The organism is Citrobacter sp. Ct235 (assembly GCF_030332305.1).
Lineage (GTDB): Bacteria > Pseudomonadota > Gammaproteobacteria > Enterobacterales > Enterobacteriaceae > Citrobacter_A > Citrobacter_A telavivensis.
Map to the genome: position 1 here is coordinate 217,533 of NZ_JAOWIC010000041.1, position 23,301 is coordinate 240,833.

Genomic DNA, 23,301 nt, shown 5'->3' on the forward strand with positions numbered 1-23,301 from the left:
TGACGAATTTACGCTACGGGTTTCTGCGCATTTTCATCCTGATCAACCGCGAAACAGGCGACCAGTTGACCGCTGTAGTCTTTTAACTGCGGCTGCAACTGGGTGCAGGGTCCGAAGCGGCGACGGCAGCGGGCGTTGAAGGCACAGCCCGGCGGCGGATTCAGCGGGCTGGGTAGCTCACCGGTCAGCTTGATGCGCTCGCGGCGCTCGTCTGGATTCAAACGCGGCGTGGCGGAGAGCAGCGCCTGGGTGTACGGATGGCGCGGGTTGTTGAAGATCTGGTCCTTCGTCCCTTTCTCCACGCAACGACCTAAGTACATCACCATCACCTCATCAGCAATGTGCTCAACAACCGACAGGTCGTGAGAGATGAAGACGTAGGACAGCCCCAGTTCCTGCTGCAAATCCATCATCAGGTTCAGCACCTGCGCACGGACAGAAACATCGAGCGCGGAGACCGGTTCATCGGCAATCACCACATCCGGATCCAGCATCAGCCCACGGGCGATGGCAATACGCTGGCGCTGACCGCCGGAGAACATATGCGGATAGCGGTCGTAGTGCTCGGTTTTCAGCCCCACTTTCGCCATCATCGCCAGCGCTTTTTCACGACGCTGCTCTTTGCTGAGTGAGGTGTTGATCAGTAGGGGTTCTTCCAGAATCTGTCCCACTTTCTTACGCGGGTTCAGCGAACCGTACGGGTTCTGGAACACAATCTGGATTTTCTGCCGACGCAGTTTCTGCGCATGCGGATCGTGCTTAAGCAGATCCTGCCCCTGGTAATACAGTTCACCGCCCGTCGGCGTTTCAATCATCGTCAGCAGACGGCCAAGCGTGGATTTCCCACAGCCGGACTCGCCCACCACCGCCAGCGTTTTGCCGCGTTCAAGGGTAAAGGATACGCCGTCGAGCGCTTTCACCAGGCGTTCCGGGGAGAAAATCCCCTTCTTCACCGGGTAGTATTTTTTCAGGTCGATTGCCTGCAACAACAGCTGTTGCGAGGTGGCCTCATGCGTACTCATAGTGTGGGCCTCCCGGCATCATCGAGTGGGTAATGACATTTCGACTGGCGACCGCCATCCAACTGGGCCAGTTCAGGTTCTTCACTGCGGCATTTGTCCGTCGCATAGGGGCAACGTGGGTTCAGCAGACAGCCCATCGGGCGGTCATATTTCCCCGGCACCACGCCTGGCAGCGAGGCAAGTCGCGCTTTATCCTGAGCGAACTCCGGCAGTGCACGCAACAGTGCCTGGGTATAAGGGTGACGCGGTGCGCGGAAAATATCGTGCGCCGCCCCCGTTTCCACCACCTGACCGGCGTACATCACAATGATTTTATGCGCGGCTTCCGCCACCAGCGCCAGGTCATGGGTAATGAGCACCAGCGCCATGTTCTCTTTCTGCTGCAGTTCCAGCAGCAGTTCGATGATTTGCGCCTGGATGGTCACGTCCAGCGCCGTCGTCGGCTCATCGGCAATCAACAGTTTCGGCCGACAGGCAATCGCCATCGCGATCATCACGCGCTGGCTCATCCCACCGGAAAGCTGATGCGGATACACGTCCAGGCGCGAGGCCGGATCGGGGATCCCCACCTGGTTCAGCAAGTCAATTGCCCGCTGACGACGGGTTTTCTTGTTGCCGCCCTGATGCACCTTGATCGCTTCCATAATCTGGAAACCGACGGTGTAGCACGGGTTCAGGCTGGTCATCGGGTCCTGGAAAATCATCGCCACTTCGGCACCCACCAGGTTACGTCGCTCTTTCTCAGAGATACGCTTGAGGTCCTGACCGTTGAACAGCAGGTTCTCCGCCATCACGCGGCCCGGATAATCAATCAGCCCCATAATCGCCAGTGAACTGACCGATTTCCCTGAGCCTGACTCACCGACAATACCGACCACTTCACCCTGATTCACACTGTAGCTGATGCGGTCTACGGCGCGGAATTCGGAGCCAACATCACCGAAATGCACCGATAATTTATCTACATTTAATAACGCCATCTCGAACCTCTTACTGCTTCAGTTTGGGATCGAGCGCGTCACGCAGACCGTCACCCATCAGGTTAAATGCCAGCACCGTCAGCAGGATCGCCAGACCCGGGAAGGTCACGACCCACCAGGCGCTTTGCGCAAACTGCAACACATCCGCGAGCATAGTGCCCCACTCCGGTGTTGGCGGTTGCGCACCCATGCCCAGGAAGCCAAGCGCGGCCATATCGAGAATGGCGTTAGAGAAGCCGAGCGACGCCTGAACGATCAACGGCGCAAGGCAGTTCGGGAAGATGTTGATAAACATCTGGCGCATCGCACCGGCACCCGCCACGCGGGAAGCGGTCACGTAGTCGCGGTTGACCTCCACCAGCACGGCGGCGCGCGTCAGTCGCACATAGTGCGGCAACGCGACGAACGTCAGCGCCAGCGCGGCGTTACCAATTGAAGGACCGAATACCGCCACCAGCACCAGCGCGAGCAGCAGGCTCGGCAGCGCCAGCATGATGTCGACGATACGCATAATGATGTTATCAACGATGCCGCCAAAGTACCCGGCAACCAGACCCAACACCACGCCCATCACCAGCGACAGCACGACCACCAGGCAGCCCACCAGCAGCGACAGGCGCGCGCCGTACATCAGGCGCGACAGGACGTCGCGACCCACGTCGTCGGTTCCCAACAGATGCGCCAGGCTGCCGCCTTCCTGCCAGGCAGGCGGTGCCAGCAGGACATCACGGAACTGGTCAGCCGGGTTATACGGTGCCAGGAAGTTGGCGAATACCGCAATCAGGATCATGATCGCGACGTACACCAGTCCCACTACCGCGCCCTTGTTGCGTTTAAAATAGTGCCAGAACTCCTGCATCGGCGTCATCGGCACCGGTGCAGCAACAACTTTATTTTCAGTAACCTGTGACATGATGGCCCCTTACTTCTTATGACGAATACGCGGGTTCACCACGCCGTACAACAGGTCGACCAGCAGGTTGACGAGAATAATCATCGTCGCCACCAGTAACACCCCACCCTGTACAACCGGATAATCGCGACGTTGCAGCGCATCAATCAGCCAGCGCCCAAGGCCAGGCCAGGAGAAAATGGTTTCGGTCAGAATGGCACCCGCCAGCAGCGTTCCCACCTGCAGACCAATCACGGTCACCACCGGCAGCATTGCGTTACGCAGCGCGTGAATGATGATGACGCGCATACGCGTCAACCCTTTGGCGCGCGCGGTACGGATGTAATCTTCGCCCAGCACTTCCAGCATCGACGAACGGGTCATACGCACGATCACCGCCAGAGGGATGGTGCCGAGCACCATTGCCGGCAGGATCATATGCGCCACGGCATCAACGAAGTTGCCCTCTTCACCCCAGATCGCCGTATCTATCAGCATAAAGCCGGTCAGCGGGTTAGAATCATCAAGGAACACCATATCGCTGACGCGTCCAGAGACGGGGGTCAGGTTGAGCTGTACAGAGACCAGCATGATAAGCATCATGCCCCACCAGAAGATAGGCATGGAGTAACCGGTCAGCGCCAGGCCAACAGCGGTATGATCGAAAATGGAACCGCGCTTAACGGCAGCCAGGACGCCCACGGGAATCCCCACGGCGGTGGCAAAAATCATGGCGCAGACACCCAGTTCCAGCGTCGCTTTAAAACGAGGCACGAACTCGTCCCACACCGGTAAACGGCTTTTCAGTGAAATACCTAAATCACCATGCATAACCCCCCAGATGTAATGGAGGTACTGCTGCCACATCGGCTTATCGAGACCGAGTTCAGCCAACAGTTGAGCATGACGCTCAGGGGAGATACCACGCTCACCTGCCATGATCATCACCGGATCGCCGGGGATCATATGGACAAAAGCAAAGGTGAGAAGGGTGATACCGATAAACGTGGGGATGACGAGTCCCAAACGTCGGAGAATGAACTGCAACATAACCCGGATTCTCTCTCATGACACACGGCCTGGAACCGTGAGTCTGTATTGCTCACAAATCTTATCCCCTCCTCAGTGAGAAGGGGATAAAGCATTACTGCCGGGAGCGCACCGCGAACCGACTTAACGGTGCGTAGCGCTCGCCGGCGTTGCTTTTATTATTCGACTGAGACGTTTTCGAAGTGGTGTTTGCCTAATGGATCAACCACATAGCCTTTGACTTCTTTACGCACTGGCTCGTACACGGTGGAGTGAGCCACGATCAGCGCCGGAGCCTGGTCATGCATCACCACCTGAGCCTGTTTGTAGAGCTCAATACGTTTGTTGTGGTCGTCGGTCGCACGCGCCGGTTGAATCAAGTCTTCAAACGGCTTGTAGCACCAGCGAGAGTAGTTGGAACCGTCTTTCGCCGCAGCGCAGCTGAACAGGGTCGCGAAGAAGTTATCCGGATCCCCATTGTCGCCGGTCCAGCCCATCATGACCGCCTGATGCTCACCCGCTTTGGCGCGTTTCAGATACTCGCCCCACTCGTAGGTCACAATCTTGGCCTGAACGCCAATCTTCGCCCAGTCGGCCTGAACCATCTCGGCCATACGGCGAGCGTTCGGGTTGTACGGACGCTGTACTGGCATTGCCCACAGCTCAACGGTAAAGCCTTTATCCTGACCGGCTTCTTTCAGCAGAGCTTTCGCTTTCTCAGGATCGTAGGAGTAGTCTTTAATGTCGTCGTTATAGCCCCACATGGTTGGCGGGATCAGGTTCTTCGCGGCCACGCCAGCACCCTGATAAACGGCTTTGATGATCGCGTCTTTGTTCACCGCGTAGGTCAACGCCTGACGCACTTTTACGTCATCGAACGGTTTTTTCTCGGTATTGAAAGAGAGGTAACCAACGTTCAGACCCGCTTGTTCCATCAGGTTGATGTTTTTGTCCTGCTTCATGCGGGCGATGTCAGCCGGGTTCGGGTACGGCATCACCTGGCACTCGTTCTTCTGCAGTTTGGCGTAACGCACGGAAGCGTCAGGCGTGATGGAGAAGACCAGACGGTCGATCTGCGGCTTGGTGCCCCAGTAACCTTCGAACGCTTTGTAGAGAATACGGGAGTCTTTCTGGTACTGCTGCAACTGGAACGGACCGGTACCGATTGGGTTCAGGTCTACTTTTTCCGGCGAGCCGGCTTTCATCATGTTATCGGCATATTCTTTAGAAAGAATAGAGGCGAAGTCCATCGCCAGATCGGCGAGGAACGGGGCTTCCGGACGCGTCAGCACGAACTGAACGGTTTTGTCGTCCACTTTCTTCACTTCACTGATCAGGTCCTGCAGGCCCATGCCTTCAAAGTATTCATAGCTGCCACCGGATACTTTGTGGTACGGGTTTTGCGCGTTTTTCTGACGATCAAAAGAGAACACCACGTCATCGGCGTTGAAATCACGCGTCGGTTTGAACTCTTTATTGTCCTGCCACTTCACGCCCTGGCGCAGGTGGAAGGTATAGGTTTTACCGTCTTCACTGATTTCCCACTTCTCAGCGAGGCCCGGAATCACTTCCGTCGTCCCGGTTTTGAATTCGACCAGACGGTTATAGATAGGTACTGAGCTGGCGTCATAGGTTGTGCCAGAGGTAAACAGCTGCGGGTTGAACCCTTCAGGAGAACCTTCTGAACAATAAACCAGAGTTTTAGCCTGTACACTTGCTGCGACAGTCATAGCTACAAGGCTCAGACCAAGCTTCAGCATCCCTGACTTCTTCAAGGAAATACTCATTCTTCTGCTCCAAATGTGATGTTGTTGTTTTACCCTTTGCAATGGGTTTGCACCGCCTGGCCTTTTTTGTTTTTTAACCGGCTGGGTCGGCGTTAAGAGGTGGGGATTCCGTTCACATAAACGACTGAGTAGCAGCGCGGATTCTCCATGAAATGCCCCTCATGCCCTACAATCTGTCAACAGAATGTGAAAACGTCAATACAGGTAACCATGATTTACAACAACGGTGAGAATTAGCAAACAAAGATTAAAAAAACTTCAGGTGGGTATTTTCAGCAGAGAAATTTATGCTACGCCCTGAATGCCAGAATAAATACCTTAATATTTCTCAACATTTGGTGATTAACAATTGTGCAGAATAAAAAAAATTTCTGACAAAATGGTGCATATCTGAGCGATAAATCCCACGAACGTTAAAACGCACAGCGGAAAATGCTAGCGCCAGCCATAAGTAACGCAAAAAAAGATCCATGCATAGATAAAAAAAGACAATGGAATATGTCACAAAATCGTTAATGAATAGTGAGAAGTGGTGCTCATTTTTTGTAGCAGAAATGAAGGTCGCCCGTAGTCTGGGTAAGGTGCCGGCCTCACCATCCGACACTACCAGAAATGATGCAACGAATTGCCTGATGGCGCTTCGCTTATCAGGCCTACAAATGCAAAAAACCCTGCTCGCTGAGCAGGGTTTTGAATTTGGTCGGTGATAGAGGATGACTCGCCACGTCGTGGCTCGCCCTGCGGGCCGTTGCTGGCGCAACGTTCTCTCGCTCCGCTCGAGTCGAACCTCTGCCCCCGGAGGTTCTCATCCTCTCGGGCTCTGAATGCAAAAAACCCTGCTCGCTGAGCAGGGTTTTGAATTTGGTCGGTGATAGAGGATGACTCGCCACGTCGTGGCTCGCCCTGCGGGCCGTTGCTGACGCAACGTTCTCTCGCTCCGCTCGAGTCGAACCTCTGCCCCCGGAGATTCTCATCCTCTCGGGCTCTGAATGCAAAAAACCCTGCTCGCTGAGCAGGGTTTTGAATTTGGTCGGTGATAGAGGATTCGAACCTCCGACCCCTTCGTCCCGAACGAAGTGCGCTACCAGGCTGCGCCAATCACCGAATGCGGGGCGCATCTTACTGCGCAGGTGCGCCCTCGTCAATCCCTTCGTCGCAAAATGCCATTTGATCGGCGAGAAAGTCGTCAGCCCTTTTACTGAGCGACGCTTTTCTGCCCGTCAGGGATATGACACCAGTTGTTGTTCTCATTAATACCGCCATTCGGCGAGGTATAGCCGAGACAGCCCATGATGGTGTCGTACAGCTCCACATGACGGCGCGGCACCTTCATTTCCGCTTCCTTCTTCAGATGCTCGAACGCCTGTGCGTTGGACGGGTTCTCCAGATATTTATCAGACATCCAGACCATCATCGGCACGCGGAACTGCTCCGGTGGTGCCATCTTGCGCGGCGTACCGTGCAGGTGCTCCCGCTCGTTGATCGACTCACCGTGATCGGCAGCGTAGAACACAATCGCTTTCTTATCGCGTACCTGATCAATCACCGTATCGATAAAATGATCGACGTAGGCAATCGAGTTATCGTACGAATTAATCATCAGCTCTTTCGGACACTTACGATCGATAGCGTAGCATTCCGGCTTCCATTGGGCGAACTCGCGGGGATAACGCTGGGTGTAGTTATAGTGAGAGCCCTTGGTATGCAGCACAATCAGATGCTTACCCTGCGGGTGTTCCTGCAGCGAACGATCAATCTCATTGACCAGCAGCATATCATCCACGGCTTTCCCCCGGTTACGCGGCTCAGCGGCAATCTGTTCGCGATAGGCAATGTTGTCAGCCATCGTGTTGCTGTAGAACCACATCTCACTCTGCATCGCGTAGAGATCGGAGCTGAAGCCTAACTGCTTGAGCACCGCAAAGACGTTCTGTTCTTTCAGCGTACGCTGGGGGTTGTCCTCGGCCCCACCCTGACGAACGAACATGCAGCGCAGCGACAGTTTCGTCGCGGTATCACAGGAATAGCCCCGATACATCACCAGGTTCTTCTCTTTAGCGAGCTTCGGCGTGGTGTCGCGTTCATAACCCAACATCCCCATATGATCCCAGCGCGTGGTTTCACCAATAATGAAAATCACGTAGGTGTCATCCAGGTTCTGCGTCGGAGCATAAGTGAATTTCTTCGCCGGGTTGATGAGCGATTTGTTATCAGACGATTCATCCACCTGCGCCCAGGCATACAGCCCCAGAGCAGACAGCCAGTTTGACGGCAGATAGGAGTTCGCCAGAACGCCGCCGTAGCTCGGCATATCCACGCCAGCAATACGATCGGCGCGCTTCTGATGCATCTCCAGAAGACGAATCGGCACCCAGACCAGCAGCCCCGCCATCAGCACGATCAGCGCGCTGCGCCAGCGCACTTTTGGCGTACAGAGTTGACGCCAGAGGGTATCCGTCGAGCGGTTAAACCAGATAAGTATCAGCGGGATAATACTCACCGCCACCAGCCAGAGGACGAACGTCCAGCCGACCACTTCTTTAGAGAGGTCGATATCCGTGGTCATGACTGAGGCCACGATACCGTAACCGATCATCACGTTCATAAAGGTCATGTAATAACTTGCGCCGGCTGAAATCAGCACCAGCAGCGAAGCCAGAACACGCCATACTGCCCTGCCAGACAGTGACAGGAGTCTTAAAAAGAAGAATGTTGCCAGCACTGTGCCAGCCAGTTCGACAACCGCGGAGATTCCATTCCAGAAGGTAAAGTCTTGCGCGTAACCGTCAAACCGACGGAGGTAAACCGCGCCATTCATAAACAGACCGATATAGATCGCGAGCAAAAAACTCAGCTTTTGCTGCGACATCGACGTAATGTATCTCATGCAAGCAAGCCCTGGAAATCGAGGGGATTAACACCGCCTGCGCAACGGCGACATCCGCCGGGCAGGTGAAATTGCGAAGGTAGTCAAATATCAAAATCGACACACGCGGCTAAGTAGACCACATGCAGCAAAGAAAGTGGCAACAGAGAATGTGATCGAAAGAGATATTTACAAAAAATCAAGTTTGAAAGCGAACCATTCACGGCAAACATAACAAAAAAGGCCAGCACGTCGGCTGGCCTGGAAAAACTCTTTTCGGCTATCAGGCGTGCGCTATTTCCAGCACCTCGCGCGTTGGCTGACGAATGGTGGTGGAGAGCGCCAGCGAGAGAATCAGCAGAGCGAAAATGACGCAGAAGGTCACGTAGAATCCACCGAACAGTGACGCGATAATCGAACCGCAGATGCTGCCAATCCCGAAGCCGAGGTAAATCACCCCGTAGTTTTTCGCCAGGTTGTTCAGACCGAAAAATTCGCTGACCAGTGACGGGAAGACGGTGATAGTCCCACCAAAGTTAAAGGCGATACAGGCAATGGCGGTAAAAAAGGTCAGCGCATTCAGCGGCGCAAACAGCAGAGCGGCCATTCCCACCAGAGAGACCACCTGACCAATGGTGATCACACGGATACGGGCAATTTTGTCGGACAGGATACCCAGCACCAGACGACCAGACAGGTTAGCAATAGAAATCACTGTCACCGCATTGGCCGCCGAAGCCACGTCCATATGCGCCAGCCCCTGAGCGATATCTTTCGCCACGCCAATCACATATAGCCCGCTCATGCACGCCGTCAGGAACATCACCGCCAGCATCCAGTACTGCGGTTTACGCATGGACTGCGCCAGGGTGTAGTCATTTTCCACCACGCCATTTTGTGTTTTGACTTCCTGATTGGGTGCATCTTTCATCAGCGTCGAGCCGAAGACGATCATCACCAGCACAATCGCCCCCCAAATCACAAAGGTATTTTCCAGACCGACGGTCGCCAGAAGTTGGCTGTCGATGAATTTGAAACCCAGGCTTCCGAGACCATAAGAACCAATGGCAAAGGCGGAGATCAGTCCTTTACGCTCCGGAAACCACTTCACGCAGTTAGACAGCGTTAACAGATAGCCCGCGCCATCCGCCAGACCCACCAGCACGCCCGCGCTCAGCCACAGCATCGTCAGGTTACTGGAGTGTGCAGTCAGGAAGAAGCCCAGCCCGAGCAGTATACCGGACGCCATGGTGACGCGTTTCACGCCAAATCGTTCCTGCAACTTCCCGGCGACAGAAGAGGATATTGCCAGGCCTAAGCTCAACAGGCCGAAAGAAAAGGCCACCTGGCTAACGGGCTCACCCAACTTTTCGGAAAGCACGCCATTAAACAGGCTCCAGGTATACACAGAACCTAAGGCAAATTGCGTAATGATGGTACCGATAAGGGTCAACCAACGGGTGCGCTGATACGATGCGGTTTTCATGGCAGTCTTCCTGCATAAGCAAAAGGGAAAATTCTCTGCCGTCAACCATAACGAAATGCATTTTATGCAGGGAGAAAACGGCATGAAGTGCCATCAGAACGGAATGAAATGCCTGGAATGCGGAATGAATGACGAGACAAATATTTATTGAATGAATTTTTTCCCCGTCAGTTAGTGCGTACTATCGACACAGACACTGTTATCACTGGGTTTAAATTGTAAATGACAGGTTAAAATCTGGCACTCACCCCCATCGTGTAGAGGTAGTCGGTACTGTTGGTGGTGTTTTCCGCCTGCGAGAGTGCGGCATAGGCCGCCATATGCTGATTAAGTAGCATATCGGCACCAACGGTCACGTCCAGCCAGTTACTGTCCTGAGTGGTCGCCGTCATTCGACTGAGTCCCGACTGCGCCTTCCAGACATTGTCGCCAAACTGCTGGTTGTAGCTGATTTGCGCCCACGGCCGCAGATCGCCAAATTGCGAATTAACCCGCCAGCCCAGCGTACTGACGCTGGCATGCCATAGCGGATCGAATGATTGGCTGGTCACACTGTCGCCAAATTCGTTATAAATAGAGGAAGTGGTGCCATCGTAATGCAACGCCGCGACTGGCCCGGTGGTTACGTCGCCAGAGACAGGAAAATTCCAGCCCATGCTCATGCCGCTGGTTGCCTCCACCGGCGAAGCCTGCTCAAGATTAACGGCCAGCCCCGGCACACTTTGTGTCGTCCGGATACGTTCAGCCAGAATGTCGTCATAGCGCGGTTGGTGATCGCTGTCCCATGTATAGCGTTCAGTCGTATATCCAGGCGTGTTATCAACGATATATTCTTGCTGCCAGGCGCGGGCTGTGTTGATGTAAAGCGAACAGACCACGACGCTCGCCAGGAGAATAATTTCCCGGCGACCACTGCATTTTTTTATCATCATCAATGCGACTCCAGAAGAGAGCCGAAATCGGCGATATTATTGTCATTGTAATTTAAGGATGACAGGCGAAAGCCCTGTATTAAATATTGTCTTTTTCGCTGGCGCGTCAAGGCGTCCGGAACGATATTTTTATGGCAAGTCAAAGAGCGAGGGAAAGTATGGAACGTTGCGGTTGGGTCAGTCAGGACCCGCTTTACATTGCCTACCATGATAACGAGTGGGGTGTACCCGAGCACGACGGTAAAAAACTGTTCGAAATGATCTGCCTGGAAGGTCAGCAGGCCGGTCTTTCGTGGATTACCGTCCTCAAGAAACGCGAAAATTATCGCACTAATTTCCACCAGTTCGATCCCGAACGCGTGGCAGCCATGCAGGAAGACGATGTGGAAAGATTGCTGCTTGATGCCGGGATTATCCGCCATCGGGGGAAAATTCAGGCCATCATCGGTAATGCCCGGGCGTACCTGGCGATGGCGCAAAACGGCGAACCGTTTGCCGATTTCGTCTGGTCATTCGTGGAAAATCAGCCGCAAATCACCCGCGCCGCGACGTTGGGTGAGATCCCAACCTCCACTCCCGCCTCGGACGCCTTGTCAAAAGCGTTAAAAAAACGGGGATTTAAATTCGTCGGTACGACCATTTGCTACTCCTTCATGCAGGCCTGCGGACTGGTCAACGACCACATCACTGGCTGTTTCTGTCATCCAGGAGATAAAAATGATTCGCGAGTTTCATAGTGATGACATGACGCCGCTGCTGGCGCTATGGCTGGAAAGCACCATCTATGCGCATCCTTTTATCCCTGAACGTTACTGGCACGAGAGTGAAGAGGTTGTGCGTGATGTCTACCTGCCCGCCGCCAGAACCTGGGTCTGGGAGGAAGAAGGGGCGTTGAAAGGGTTTGTCAGCGTGATGGAACAACGCTTTTTAGGGGCGCTGTTTGTCGCCCCGGATAGGTTACGCAGTGGGATTGGTAAAGCGCTGGTGCAGCATGTTCAGCAGCGTTATAGCGTGCTGAGCCTCGAGGTATATCAGAAAAACCAGAACGCGGTAAATTTCTACCATGCGCTGGGTTTTCGTATTGAAGACAGCGCATGGCAGGAGGATACCCAGCATCCCACCTGGATTATGGGCTGGCGGGCGGATCAAACGCAGTAAGCGCGAGCGAGGGTCCGCTGTATTTCTCCATCCACGCCAGCGCGGTATTGCCTGCACAGCCGTTCCCCAGACGCGAACTGGGCAGGTCTTTGGTCAGCACATTCACCGCGCCATTTTTACAGATGCCTCCGGCCGCAGGGTCGAGATCCGGCCATGCCCCTTCATGAATGCAGATCACGCCGGGTTTGATACCGTCGGTGACCACTGCACCCGCAAGGATCTGACCACGGTGATTCCAGATACGCACCGTATCGCCCTCGCGAATGCCGCGCGCCTGCGCATCCTGCGGGTGAATCGTCACTGGCTCGCGGTTCGCGACGGCGTACCGTTCGCGCAGGTGACTGTAGTTAAGCTGGCTGTGCAGCCGATGCGCCGGGTGCGCCGACACGATCTGTAACTGCTCAGGTTCGGCATTGCCGTGCCACTCATCCGGCTCCAGCCACATCGGATGTCCGGGACAGTCCGCATAGCCATAACCGGCAATCCGCTGCGAGTATATCTCGATCTTGCCGCTGTCAGTTTTCAGCGGATGCGTGTCCGGGTCACGACGAAAATCAGCAAAACGGATGAACTGTGCGTTGGCCGGATTATCCGGCATTTCAATCAGTTGGTTAGCGGCCCAGAATTCGGCAAACGGCGGCAGCGTCACCTGCTGGCTGGCACCACGCTGTCCGGCAATGGTGTAGAACGTTTCCAGCCATTCCAGCTCGCTCTTCCCTTCGGTAAAGCGTTGATAACCGCCCGCTTCCCAGCGCTCGCTCAGTTCGGCAAAGACGTCAAAATCATTACGCGCTTCTCCCTGCGGCGGTACAACCTGCTTCATCGGCACCAGATGCTGGTTGCTGTAATCCCCGGTCATGGTGAGATCATTACGTTCAAAGGAGGTTGTCGCCGGCAGCACGATATCGGCATGCTTTGCGGCAGCGGTCCAGAAGCATTCCGAGATGACCACCAGCTCCGGTTTTTGCCAGGCGCGGATCAGTCGGTTCGTGTCCTGATGATGGGTAAAATTCGCCCCGCCCGCCCACCAGATGAAGCGGATATCCGGGAAGTGACGGTTCATACCGTTGTGCTGATACGGCGCACCGGGGTTTTCCAGCGCTTCAACAATGCGCGCCACCGGGATTTTCTCCACCGCATCGGTACCCCCTTGCAGACTGCCCTGCATTGACGCCAGCACAGCAGAACGGCGAGTCGGGTTACCGCCGTTGGCAAAGTGATAAGAAAAGCCAAAACCGCCGCCGGGCGTACCTATATGTCCCAGCATGGCGGCCAGGGTGACAATCATCCAGTGCTTTTGTTCGCCAAACTGCTGACGCTGCATGCCCCAACCAGCCATCAGCATAGTGGTATTTTTATGGAACAATTCCGCCAGTTCACGGATTTTGGCTGCCGGAACGCCGCAAATCGCGGCCGCCCACTCGGCCGTTTTAGCGATCCCGTCGCTTACGCCCAGCAGATAGTCTGAGAAGACCGTATAACCCGTGGTGCAGCGGGCAAGAAACGCCTCGTCATGCCAGCCATTTTCCACCAGCGTATGCGCGATGCCGAGCATCAGCGCCACGTCGGTACCCATGTGCGGCGCAATCCATTCCATCTTGTCGCCGAAGAAATCGACACTTTCCGATCGCATGGGATCAATACAGATCAGTCGTTTTCCGCTTTCGCGCAGCGCGTCAAAGTAAGGTATCCCCTGTTCATCCGACGCGTTCCAGGCAATCTTAAGTGTATTCAGGGGGTTGGCACTCCACAATACCACCACATCGCTGTGTTCCAGAATCACCGGCCAGCTGGTCTGCTGCTGGTACACCTCGCTGCCGCCTACCACGTAAGGCATGATGGCCTGTGCCGCGCCAGTAGAATAGTCGCCCAGATGCCCGGTGTAGCCGCCCGCCAGCGCCATATAGCGTTGTAACAGCGTCGCCGATTTGTGCAGGACGCCGTTGGAACGCCAGCCGTAAGAACCGGCAAAAATAGACGAGGGGCCCCAGGTGTCGCGGATCCGCATATGCTGCGCATGAATCAGCGCCAGCGCATCGTCCCAACTCACGCGCACAAACTCATCCTGTCCGCGCACGCCCTGCGGCTGTGCAGGCGATGCAAGAAACCCTTTACGCACCATCGGATAACGCACCCGGGTTTTACTGTGCACCTGATCGCGGACCGCGCTTTGCAGTGAATTCGGATGCGAGGTGGACAGCGCGCCCCGGGAGGAGAGCACCCTTTCTCCGTCCGTTTCGACAAGAATGGGTCCCCAGTGGGCGGCGGTTAACACCGGATTGTGCGTCGTCAAGTCAGGCACTCCTGCAGATGGGCTGATGTATTACGGCGTTCAATGTTACTTACAAATTTCAGAGAGATCCCTGGAATTTTCTTCATCTTCACACGTCATAATCAACCGCCACGGTCGCTGTGGTAAAAATAAGAATGTCATTAAGGAATTAAGATGAAGAAACGTGTTTTAGTCATTGCCGCTATTGTGAGTGGCGCCCTGGCGGTTTCTGGCTGCACAACCAACCCTTACACCGGTGAACGCGAAGCGGGTAAATCCGGTATTGGCGCGGGCATTGGTTCGTTGGTCGGCGCGGGTATCGGCGCCCTCTCCTCCTCGAAGAAAGATCGCGGTAAAGGCGCACTGATTGGCGCAGCGGCGGGTGCAGCGCTCGGTGGCGGCGTCGGTTATTACATGGACGTACAGGAAGCAAAACTGCGCGATAAAATGCAGGGAACCGGCGTGAGCGTGACGCGAAGTGGCGATAACATCATCCTGAACATGCCAAATAACGTCACCTTCGACAGCAGCAGCGCGACCCTGAAACCGGCGGGCGCGAACACGCTGACCGGCGTGGCGATGGTGCTGAAAGAGTACGAAAAAACGGCCGTCAATGTGATCGGCTATACCGATAGCACCGGCGGCCAGGACCTGAATATGCGTCTGTCGCAACAGCGTGCGGACAGCGTGGCCAGCTCGCTCATCGCTCAGGGTGTTGCCGCCAACCGCATCCGCACCCGCGGCCTGGGCCCGGCAAATCCGATCGCCAGCAACAGCACGGCGGAAGGGAAAGCCCAGAACCGTCGTGTCGAAATTACCTTAAGTCCTGTGCAATAAGTTTCCTGCCGGGTAGCGACGTTGCCTTACCCGGCCGACAAAACCCAACAGTGTGCCCGGTAAGCGTAGCGCCACCGGGCATTTTCGCGCTAAGGTATGCTCACCCAAGGCAAGGAAATCAGCGATGAGCAAATCAACACGCCCTACCATCAGCGATGTCGCGAAAGCGGCAAAAACCGGTAAAACCAGTATTTCACGTTATCTCAACGGCGAAAAACACCTGCTCTCTGATGCTCTGTTGGCGCGTATTGAAAAAGCCATTGCCGATCTCGACTATCGCCCCAGCCTGATGGCTCGCGGCCTGAAACGAGGTCGTACCCGCCTGATTGGCCTGATCATTGCCGATATCACCAACCCCTATTCCGTCCACGTCTTAAGCGGTATCGAAGCCGCCTGTCGCGAGAAAGGCTTTACGCCGCTGGTCTGTAACACCAATAACGAGGTGAACCAGGAACTGCACTATCTCGATCTGCTGCGCAGTTATCAGGTAGAAGGCATCGTGGTCAACGCCGTGGGGATGCGCGAAGAGGGGCTGAATCGCCTGCAACAGTCTGCGTTGCCGATGGTACTTATCGATCGCAAAATCCCTGACTTCGCCTGCGACGTCGTCGGACTGGACAACACCCAGGCCGCCACCACGGCCACCGAGCACCTGATTGAACAAGGCTTTGAGGCCCTGCTGTTTCTCAGCGAACCGCTGGGCATGGTCAATACCCGCCGTGAACGACTGAGCGCTTTTCGGGCAACGCTGGCGCGCTATCCGGGCGTTGTCGCCGAAAACGCCGAAGTCCCACTCAGCGAGAATACGCAGCTCGATAACACCTTACGTCAGTTCCACCAGCAGCATCGCGGGATGCGTAAGGCGGTGATCTCCGCTAACGGCGCGCTCACCCTTCAGGTCGCCCGCTCGCTGAAACGCATTGGCCTCAACTGGGGCAGCGATATTGGCCTGCTGGGGTTTGATGAGCTGGAATGGGCCGAACTGGCAGGCGTCGGGATTACGACCATGAAACAGCCCACATGGCAGATTGGTTATGCCGCCGTCGAACAGGTGGTACGCCGGATCGAAGGCGGTAGCGATGCCATCCATGAACAGGTTTTTTCCGGCGAACTGATCGTTCGCGGTTCCACCGCCCGCTAATATTCCTTCGTGATGGTGATCATAATTTCGACACAGGATGCTTTTCTTTGGAACCGGTTCCATCTAGCGTAATCACAATAGCGTTAGTTCTGGAGTTCCCATGCAGAGAAAAATTATGGTGGTCACCGCCGCCTATGGCTACGACACCGTCCGCGCTGCCGGCGGACAAACCGCGATGCTGCCGGTCATTGCCGGTGCAGGCGCAGACGGCGTCGAGATTCGCCGCGAACTGTTTACTGACGCTGAACTCAGCGCCCTGACCACACTGGCTGCAGCCATCGAACGCGTCGATCTGCTGGCCTGCTATTCCGCACCACAACCGCTGTTCATGGAAGATGGCCGCCTTAATTCGCAACTGCCGTCTCTGCTTCAGGAAGCGCAAACGCTGCGCGCGCTGTGGCTGAAGGTTTCTCTGGGCCATTTCGTCCACGCAGATCAGTTTGACACCCTGCGCGACTGGCTGGAAAGCAGCGGTATGGCTCTGGTGGTCGAAAATGACCAGACCGCCTGCGGACGACTGGCTCCGATGCAACGTTTTAACGCCGCCTGTCAGCAACATGCGCTGCCGGTACAACTGACGTTTGATATGGGCAACTGGCTGTGGGTGGGCGATTCGCCGGAAGAGGCCGCTCGTCAACTGGCCGCGTCAGTCGGTTATGTTCACGTCAAAGCCGCCACCGCGCACCATGACAGCTATCGCGCGATTCCCCCGGACGACGCCGAGCCTCGCTGGCTCGGGCTGCTCAACCAATTGCCCACCGACGTTCCACGCGGCATTGAATTTCCACTGGAAGGGGCCGACCTGACTGCGGTCACTCGCCGCTACGTCGATTTGTTACGTAAGGAGTAAGGCATGAAGCATTCACTGGATGTCATCACCATCGGCGAAGCGATGGCGATGTTTGTTGCGACACAGACCGGCGATCTGGCCGAGGTCGAGCCGTTTATCAAGCGCGTCGCCGGTGCCGAACTGAACGTTGCCACAGGCCTGGCGCGACTGGGTATGAAGGTGGGCTGGGTGAGCCGCGTAGGTAATGACAGCTTTGGTCGTTTTGTTCTCAACTCGCTGAAAAAAGAGGGTATTGATGCGCAAGGCGTGACGCTGGATGAGCGCTACGCGACAGGCTTTCAGCTGAAATCTAAAGTTGAAAATGGAACCGATCCCATTGTGGAGTATTTCCGCAAAGGCTCCGCAGCCAGCCACCTTTCCGTGGCGGATTACAACGACGCGTACTTCTCCGCGGCCCGCCATCTGCATCTGAGCGGTGTCGCAGCAGCACTTTCCGCCAGCGCTTATGAACTGCTGGCACACACGGCGCGCACCATGAAAGCGCAGGGTAAGACGCTCTCTTTTGACCCCAACCTGCGTCCGGTGCTGTGGAAAAGTGAAGCGGAGATGATTGAGAAACTGAACCGTCTCGCCTTCCAGGCCGACTGGGTGTTACCCGGTCTTAAAGAAGGGATGATTTTAACCGGACAACAGACGCCGGAAGGGATTGCGGATTTCTATCTCCGCCACGGCGTGAAAGCCGTGGTGCTGAAAACGGGCGCAGACGGTGCCTGGTATAAAACCGCCGACGGCGAAAAAGGCAGTGTCGCTCCGGTAAAAGTAAACAACGTGGTCGATACGGTCGGTGCCGGCGATGGCTTTGCGGTCGGCGTCATCAGCGCCCTGCTGGAAGGCCGGACGCTGCATCAGGCCGTCACACGCGGCAACAAAATTGGCGCGCTGGCCATTCAGGTACAGGGCGACAGCGAAGGCTTACCCACACGTGAAACGTTAGGCGAATAACGCGTTACGTAATGATAACGGCCCCCTGTACCCTACAGACAGCGGCGGCAGAAACAACAGAGGTTGATTATGGCAAACTCAACAAATGCAGCAAAACGCTGGTGGTACATCATGCCTATCGTGTTTATCACGTATAGCCTGGCGTATCTTGACCGTGCAAACTTCAGCTTCGCCTCCGCTGCGGGCATTAACGAAGATCTCGGCATCACCAAAGGGATCTCATCCCTGCTCGGTGCCCTGTTCTTTCTTGGCTATTTCTTCTTTCAGATCCCCGGCGCGGTGTATGCCGAACGCCGGAGCGTGCGCAAACTGATCTTTGTCTGCCTGATTTTATGGGGGGGTTGCGCATCGCTAACCGGGATGGTCAGCAATATCCCGGCACTCGCCGCTATTCGCTTTATTCTCGGGGTGGTAGAAGCCGCCGTTATGCCAGCGATGCTGATTTACATCAGTAACTGGTTTACAAAATCGGAGCGTTCGCGGGCGAATACCTTCCTGATCCTCGGTAACCCGGTAACGGTCCTGTGGATGTCGGTGGTGTCCGGTTACCTGATCCAGGCGCTCGGCTGGCGCGAAATGTTCATCATCGAAGGGGTTCCCGCCATCCTGTGGGCCTTTTGCTGGTGGGTGCTGGTGAAAGATAAACCGGCGCAGGTCGGCTGGCTGACCGAGTCAGAAAAAACGGCGCTGCAAACGCAACTCGAACAAGAGCAGCAGGGCATTAAGGCGGTACGCAACTACAGCGAAGCATTCCGCTCCCGCAACGTTATCCTGCTTTGCATGCAGTACTTCACCTGGAGTATTGGCGTCTACGGCTTCGTGCTGTGGTTGCCGTCAATCATCCGCGAAGGCGGCGCGAATCTGGGGATGGTCGAAGTGGGCTGGCTCTCTTCCGTACCGTATCTGGCGGCCACCGTGGCGATGATTGTTGCCTCCTGGGCCTCGGATAAACTACAGAATCGTAAGCTGTTCGTCTGGCCCCTGCTGCTGATTGCTGCGTTCGCCTTTATCGGTTCCTGGGCCGTTGGCACGAATAACTTCTGGGCTTCTTATACCCTGCTGGTGATTGCCGGCGCGGCGATGTACGCCCCATATGGCCCGTTTTTCGCCATTATTCCGGAGATGTTGCCACGCAACGTTGCCGGCGGCGCGATGGCGCTAATCAACAGTATGGGCGCGCTCGGATCGTTCCTCGGCTCCTGGTTTGTTGGTTACCTCAACGGCGCGACCGGCAGTCCATCCGCCTCGTACATTTTTATGGGGGTGGCGCTTTTCGCCTCAGTATGGCTAACTTTAGTCGTCAAACCCGCGAATAATCAGCAAGTACCGGTTGGCGCACGCCACGCGTAAACTTTACCTCATGGAGAGTCGTATGAAGCCGTCCATTATTCTCTACAAAGCGTTACCCGACGATTTACTGCATCGCCTGGAAGAACATTTCACCGTCACGCAGGTGCCGAACCTGAGTCCGCAGACGGTTGAACAACACGCGCAAGCCTTTGCCAGTGCCGAAGGTCTGCTGGGCTCCAGCCAAACCGTCGATACCGCGCTGCTGGAGAAAATGCCTAAGCTCCGCGCGACCTCAACGATCTCCGTGGGGTATGACAACTTCGATGTGGATGCGCTGAACGCACGCAAGGTGCTGCTGATGCACACGCCCACCGTGCTGACGGAGACCGTCGCCGATACAATCATGGCGCTGGTGCTGTCGACCGCTCGCCGTGTCGTGGAAGTGGCCGAGCGTGTGAAGGTCGGCGAATGGACCTCCAGCATTGGTCCCGACTGGTTTGGTATCGATGTGCACCACAAAACGCTGGGTATTGTCGGTATGGGACGCATTGGCCTTGCGCTGGCGCAGCGCGCCCACTTCGGCTTCAACATGCCGATTCTCTACAACGCCCGCCGTCACCATCAGGAAGCGGAAGAACGCTTCAACGCCCGCTACTGCGACCTCGATACGCTGCTGCAGGAATCGGACTTTGTCTGCCTGATCCTGCCGCTGACCGACGAGACCCATCATCTGTTTGGGGCAGAACAGTTCGCCAAAATGAAGTCCTCTGCCATCTTCATCAACGCCGGGCGCAGTCCGGTCGTCGATGAAAATGCGCTGATTGCCGCGCTGCAAAAGGGCGAGATCCATGCTGCTGGACTGGATGTGTTTGAACAGGAGCCACTGCCGGTTGACTCGCCGCTGCTGTCGCTGAACAACGTCGTGGCGGTGCCGCACATTGGTTCGGCTACGCATGAAACGCGCTATAACATGGCGGCCTGCGCGGTAGATAACCTGATTGATGCACTGCAAGGGAAGGTCGAGAAGAACTGCGTGAACCCGCAGGTAGCAGGATAACAAAACGGCCGGGAGGCGCTATCGCCTGCCCGGCAACTTCATCACTGGATGGCGTTTACCGCCGCAGTCCAGGCCTGATTAAATGCCTGATGCTGCGAGGCCAACGGCCCAATCAATGTGTTGTACTGACTTGCCTGTTGCGACGTCGGGAACTGAATACCATTCGCCACAAAGCTAACCTGCGTATCCTGCTGCGCGATAAAGTCACCCACCTGGACCAACTGCTGAGTGAAGATCTGCGCGGCCGGGATCAGCGGCTGTAACGCGTCTGCTGGCGTCGTCACCACTTTCTTATACACCTGGTCAAACACCGGCTTCAGGTCATCGGTCTGTTTCAGTGCGCCATGCGCCGCATCCGCCTGTAGTTTCGCATTTTGCAGTTGCTGGCCCAGTACGCCGAGAGAACCGTTCAGGTCACGTAGCGGCCCACGTTGTGTCACATAATCCTGTGGCACACGGATGGCGTTAACGCTATCAACGACCGGACGCAACGCGGAATCCATCGCCTGATTCACCTGCTGCGAGTAGCCATACAGAATGGCGTAATCAGAAACAAACGGGCCGAACTGTTTTTTCTGATCGGCAGTCAGGGTGGGTAGACGCTCGCCGCTACGCATCACCGTATTCTGTAGAAAATCGACAAATGCCTTACGCTGATCGCCTTCTTTATCAAAACACCCACTCAGGCTAACTACCATTAATAACGCCGCAAGAGGCGCAAACCAGCGAGAGCAGGACTTACCTGTCGCCATTTTAATACTCCTTTCACCCAAAAATGCGCACAACGCAACACGCGTGCCTTACGGCTTACAAGGATAGTCCAGGTCAGGCTCGCAGGATACCCCTTACGCGTAATCTTGTGGCGGAAATTCGCATGGCGGAACGCCGATCGTTGATTTGTTGCTTTATTGTTAATTGCATCACATTTACCGTCTCTGCCGTGGGGGTATTGCCATGAAGTAGTCCTATGATTTTAATAGAGTTTCATCGTTAGCAAAGCCAGAGCAGGGGCAATTCGTACGATTATCGCACGTTTACCACGGCAGGATGATTGCCGAACAAGGACTTCGATGTTTTGATTAGTTGAACGATTACCGAATAAACGTTCGATAATCGCACAATTAATCCAAACGCTAGCGGTGGAGAAAATAAAAACGCCCTCTGTCCCCCGCGTGGCTTTCGCAGGAATGACCGCATGACAAACAGAACAACTGATATTCAAGCGTTTATTAACGAGCATCCCTTTTCAAAATACCAGTGGATGATCCTCGTGCTGTGTTTTGTGACCGTCGCGATGGACGGGTTCGATACCGCGATTATTGGGTTCATCGCCTCCGATCTCGTTCAGGAGTGGGGGGTTGAAAAATCCGCACTCGGCCCGGTCATGAGCGCGGCGCTGGTCGGTCTCGCCGTGGGGGCGCTCACTGCGGGTCCACTGGCCGATCGTATCGGTCGCAAAAAAGTCCTGATCATGTCGATTCTGGTGTTTGGCGGCTTCAGCCTGCTCACCGCCTTTGCCGGCACGCTGAACCAACTGACGGCACTGCGCTTTTTAACCGGTCTGGGCCTGGGGGCGGCGATGCCCAATGCCGCAACCCTGATGAGTGAATATGCGCCTGAACGCCGCCGTGCGCTGCTGGTGAATCTGATGTTCGTCGGATTCCCGATTGGGTCGTCGATGGGCGGGTTTATCTCCGCCTGGCTGATTCCGCATTACGGCTGGCAAAGCGTGCTGATCCTCGGCGGCGTAATGCCGTTGGCGCTGGCGGTGGTGCTGATCTTCCTGCTGCCAGAATCCGCCCGTTATCTGGTCGTAAAGAACAAATCACAACAGCAGATAGGCACTATTCTGCGCCGTATCGCCCCGCTGCCGGAAGCAACGCACTTTGTCCTGCGTGAAACCGGCCAGATTAAAGAGAAATCGGCACTGGGCGTCATCTTCTCGCCGCGTTACGCGCTGGGCACGGTGATGCTGTGTCTGACCTACTTTATGGGATTGCTGATCTTCTATCTGCTGACCAGTTGGCTGCCGCTGCTGATCCGTGAAACGGGGGCCACGCTGAGTCAGGCGTCCATCATAACCGCCCTGTTCCCGCTGGGCGGCGGGATTGGCGTCCTGGTGCTGGGTGCGCTGATGGACAAATTCAACCCGAACAAAGTGGTCGCGGTCGGTTGGTTGCTGACCGGGGTGTTCGTCTGCCTGGTAGGGTTCTCCACCAGCAGCCTGGTGCTCATGGGAGTGATGGTCTTTATCGCCGGGACGATCATGAATGGCGCACAATCGTCCATGCCCGCGCTGGCGGCAGGTTTTTACCCCACGCAGGGCCGTGCGACCGGCGTGGCATGGATGTTAGGTCTGGGCCGTTTTGGTGGCATTCTCGGTGCGTTTAGCGGTGCCTTCCTGATGCAGGCACAGCTCGCGTTTGAAACCATCTTCACATTCCTTGCGATTCCGGCACTGGTTTCCGCATTTGCCTTGATGGTGAAATACTGGGCAGGTAAACGCCAGCTCTCTACTTCCTCAACACTGGCAGAATCGCCGACTCACGCCGCGTAAAAAGCCTGATGTCCCCTTCCTGGCAGGTAACAACCTGCCAGGAAATAGTCAGATTTTCGTAATCTTTACAATTCTCTCTGTCACGCGTGATATAGCGCCCGTTATCAGATCTTTAGCAGGCTACTCATCCGCCTTCCCCTCGTCGCTGAAACGAGTCTTTCTCTCCCCTGAAAATGTGACGCCCTCCATACTTTCTCTTTTGC

At 55.5% G+C, this 23,301-nt stretch carries 19 protein-coding genes, 1 tRNA gene and 2 other RNA genes; 9 read left to right on the forward strand and 13 right to left on the reverse strand.

What is annotated here, in order from left to right:
- Positions 1 to 8: 8 nt before the first annotated feature.
- The 11 genes from dppF to OGY35_RS07835 form a co-directional block, all read right to left on the reverse strand.
- A complete protein-coding gene (gene dppF, locus OGY35_RS07785) occupies positions 9 to 1,022 on the reverse strand; it encodes a dipeptide ABC transporter ATP-binding subunit DppF (RefSeq protein ID WP_152400491.1) in 1,014 nt (337 codons plus the stop codon).
- Positions 1,019 to 2,002, reverse strand: a complete 984-nt coding sequence (gene dppD / locus OGY35_RS07790) for a dipeptide ABC transporter ATP-binding protein (RefSeq protein ID WP_152400493.1) — start codon at positions 2,000 to 2,002, stop codon at positions 1,019 to 1,021. The genes dppF and dppD overlap by 4 nt, the downstream gene beginning before the upstream one ends.
- 10 nt (positions 2,003 to 2,012) lie before the next feature.
- Positions 2,013 to 2,915, reverse strand: coding sequence for a dipeptide ABC transporter permease DppC (gene dppC, locus OGY35_RS07795; RefSeq protein WP_152400495.1), 903 nt, complete (start codon positions 2,913 to 2,915; stop codon positions 2,013 to 2,015).
- 9 nt (positions 2,916 to 2,924) lie between these two features.
- Positions 2,925 to 3,944: a dipeptide ABC transporter permease DppB gene (dppB, locus tag OGY35_RS07800; protein ID WP_152400497.1), complete on the reverse strand. Its 1,020-nt coding sequence runs from the start codon at positions 3,942 to 3,944 to the stop codon at positions 2,925 to 2,927.
- Between the two features lie 158 nt (positions 3,945 to 4,102).
- On the reverse strand, positions 4,103 to 5,710 hold the full coding sequence (gene dppA / locus OGY35_RS07805; protein WP_152400499.1) for a dipeptide ABC transporter periplasmic-binding protein DppA: 1,608 nt from the start codon (positions 5,708 to 5,710) through the stop codon (positions 4,103 to 4,105).
- Between the two features lie 697 nt (positions 5,711 to 6,407).
- Positions 6,408 to 6,540, reverse strand: a non-coding RNA gene (locus OGY35_RS07810) — RtT sRNA.
- Positions 6,541 to 6,572: 32 nt separating this feature from the next.
- A non-coding RNA gene (locus tag OGY35_RS07815) (RtT sRNA) lies at positions 6,573 to 6,705 on the reverse strand.
- 32 nt (positions 6,706 to 6,737) lie between these two features.
- A tRNA-Pro gene (locus OGY35_RS07820) sits at positions 6,738 to 6,814 on the reverse strand.
- Between the two features lie 91 nt (positions 6,815 to 6,905).
- Entirely contained in the window at positions 6,906 to 8,597 is a 1,692-nt protein-coding gene (gene eptB / locus OGY35_RS07825; protein ID WP_286631923.1) for a kdo(2)-lipid A phosphoethanolamine 7''-transferase, read from the reverse strand.
- Between the two features lie 262 nt (positions 8,598 to 8,859).
- Entirely contained in the window at positions 8,860 to 10,062 is a 1,203-nt protein-coding gene (locus OGY35_RS07830) for an L-lactate MFS transporter (protein WP_152400502.1), read from the reverse strand.
- 230 nt (positions 10,063 to 10,292) lie between these two features.
- The gene (locus OGY35_RS07835; RefSeq protein WP_152400504.1) at positions 10,293 to 10,994 is read right to left on the reverse strand and encodes an autotransporter outer membrane beta-barrel domain-containing protein; all 702 of its coding nucleotides are present in this window, start codon (positions 10,992 to 10,994) and stop codon (positions 10,293 to 10,295) included.
- Positions 10,995 to 11,152: 158 nt separating this feature from the next.
- Here OGY35_RS07835 and tag point away from each other — a divergent pair, with 158 nt between their 5' ends.
- Both tag and OGY35_RS07845 read left to right on the forward strand, forming a co-directional pair.
- Positions 11,153 to 11,731, forward strand: a complete 579-nt coding sequence (tag, locus tag OGY35_RS07840; RefSeq protein WP_152406218.1) for a DNA-3-methyladenine glycosylase I — start codon at positions 11,153 to 11,155, stop codon at positions 11,729 to 11,731.
- Positions 11,712 to 12,152, forward strand: a complete 441-nt coding sequence (locus tag OGY35_RS07845) for an N-acetyltransferase (RefSeq protein WP_286631924.1) — start codon at positions 11,712 to 11,714, stop codon at positions 12,150 to 12,152. The genes tag and OGY35_RS07845 overlap by 20 nt, the downstream gene beginning before the upstream one ends.
- Here OGY35_RS07845 and OGY35_RS07850 read toward each other — a convergent pair.
- Positions 12,121 to 14,445 (reverse strand): molybdopterin guanine dinucleotide-containing S/N-oxide reductase, encoded by a 2,325-nt coding sequence (locus tag OGY35_RS07850; RefSeq protein WP_286631925.1) that lies wholly within the window; start codon positions 14,443 to 14,445, stop codon positions 12,121 to 12,123. The genes OGY35_RS07845 and OGY35_RS07850 overlap by 32 nt on opposite strands.
- Before the next feature lie 153 nt (positions 14,446 to 14,598).
- Here OGY35_RS07850 and OGY35_RS07855 point away from each other — a divergent pair, with 153 nt between their 5' ends.
- The 6 genes from OGY35_RS07855 to ghrB all read left to right on the forward strand — a co-directional run bounded on the left by OGY35_RS07855 (position 14,599) and on the right by ghrB (position 20,541).
- Positions 14,599 to 15,261, forward strand: a complete 663-nt coding sequence (locus OGY35_RS07855; protein WP_286631927.1) for an OmpA family lipoprotein — start codon at positions 14,599 to 14,601, stop codon at positions 15,259 to 15,261.
- 124 nt (positions 15,262 to 15,385) lie between these two features.
- The gene (locus OGY35_RS07860; RefSeq protein WP_061075967.1) at positions 15,386 to 16,402 is read left to right on the forward strand and encodes a LacI family DNA-binding transcriptional regulator; all 1,017 of its coding nucleotides are present in this window, start codon (positions 15,386 to 15,388) and stop codon (positions 16,400 to 16,402) included.
- 100 nt (positions 16,403 to 16,502) lie between these two features.
- Positions 16,503 to 17,252 (forward strand): sugar phosphate isomerase/epimerase family protein, encoded by a 750-nt coding sequence (locus tag OGY35_RS07865; RefSeq protein WP_286631930.1) that lies wholly within the window; start codon positions 16,503 to 16,505, stop codon positions 17,250 to 17,252.
- Positions 17,253 to 17,255: 3 nt separating this feature from the next.
- Entirely contained in the window at positions 17,256 to 18,194 is a 939-nt protein-coding gene (locus OGY35_RS07870; protein WP_286631931.1) for a sugar kinase, read from the forward strand.
- Between the two features lie 69 nt (positions 18,195 to 18,263).
- Positions 18,264 to 19,544: an MFS transporter gene (locus tag OGY35_RS07875; RefSeq protein WP_152400516.1), complete on the forward strand. Its 1,281-nt coding sequence runs from the start codon at positions 18,264 to 18,266 to the stop codon at positions 19,542 to 19,544.
- A gap of 22 nt (positions 19,545 to 19,566) precedes the next feature.
- Positions 19,567 to 20,541, forward strand: a complete 975-nt coding sequence (ghrB, locus tag OGY35_RS07880; protein WP_286631932.1) for a glyoxylate/hydroxypyruvate reductase GhrB — start codon at positions 19,567 to 19,569, stop codon at positions 20,539 to 20,541.
- A gap of 41 nt (positions 20,542 to 20,582) precedes the next feature.
- Here ghrB and OGY35_RS07885 read toward each other — a convergent pair whose 3' ends face one another.
- Entirely contained in the window at positions 20,583 to 21,293 is a 711-nt protein-coding gene (locus OGY35_RS07885; RefSeq protein ID WP_178823093.1) for a DUF3053 domain-containing protein, read from the reverse strand.
- A 443-nt stretch (positions 21,294 to 21,736) separates the two neighbouring features.
- Here OGY35_RS07885 and OGY35_RS07890 point away from each other — a divergent pair, with 443 nt between their 5' ends.
- Complete coding sequence (locus OGY35_RS07890; RefSeq protein ID WP_286631933.1) at positions 21,737 to 23,098, forward strand: MFS transporter; 1,362 nt, start codon at positions 21,737 to 21,739, stop codon at positions 23,096 to 23,098.
- Positions 23,099 to 23,301 lie beyond the last annotated feature (203 nt).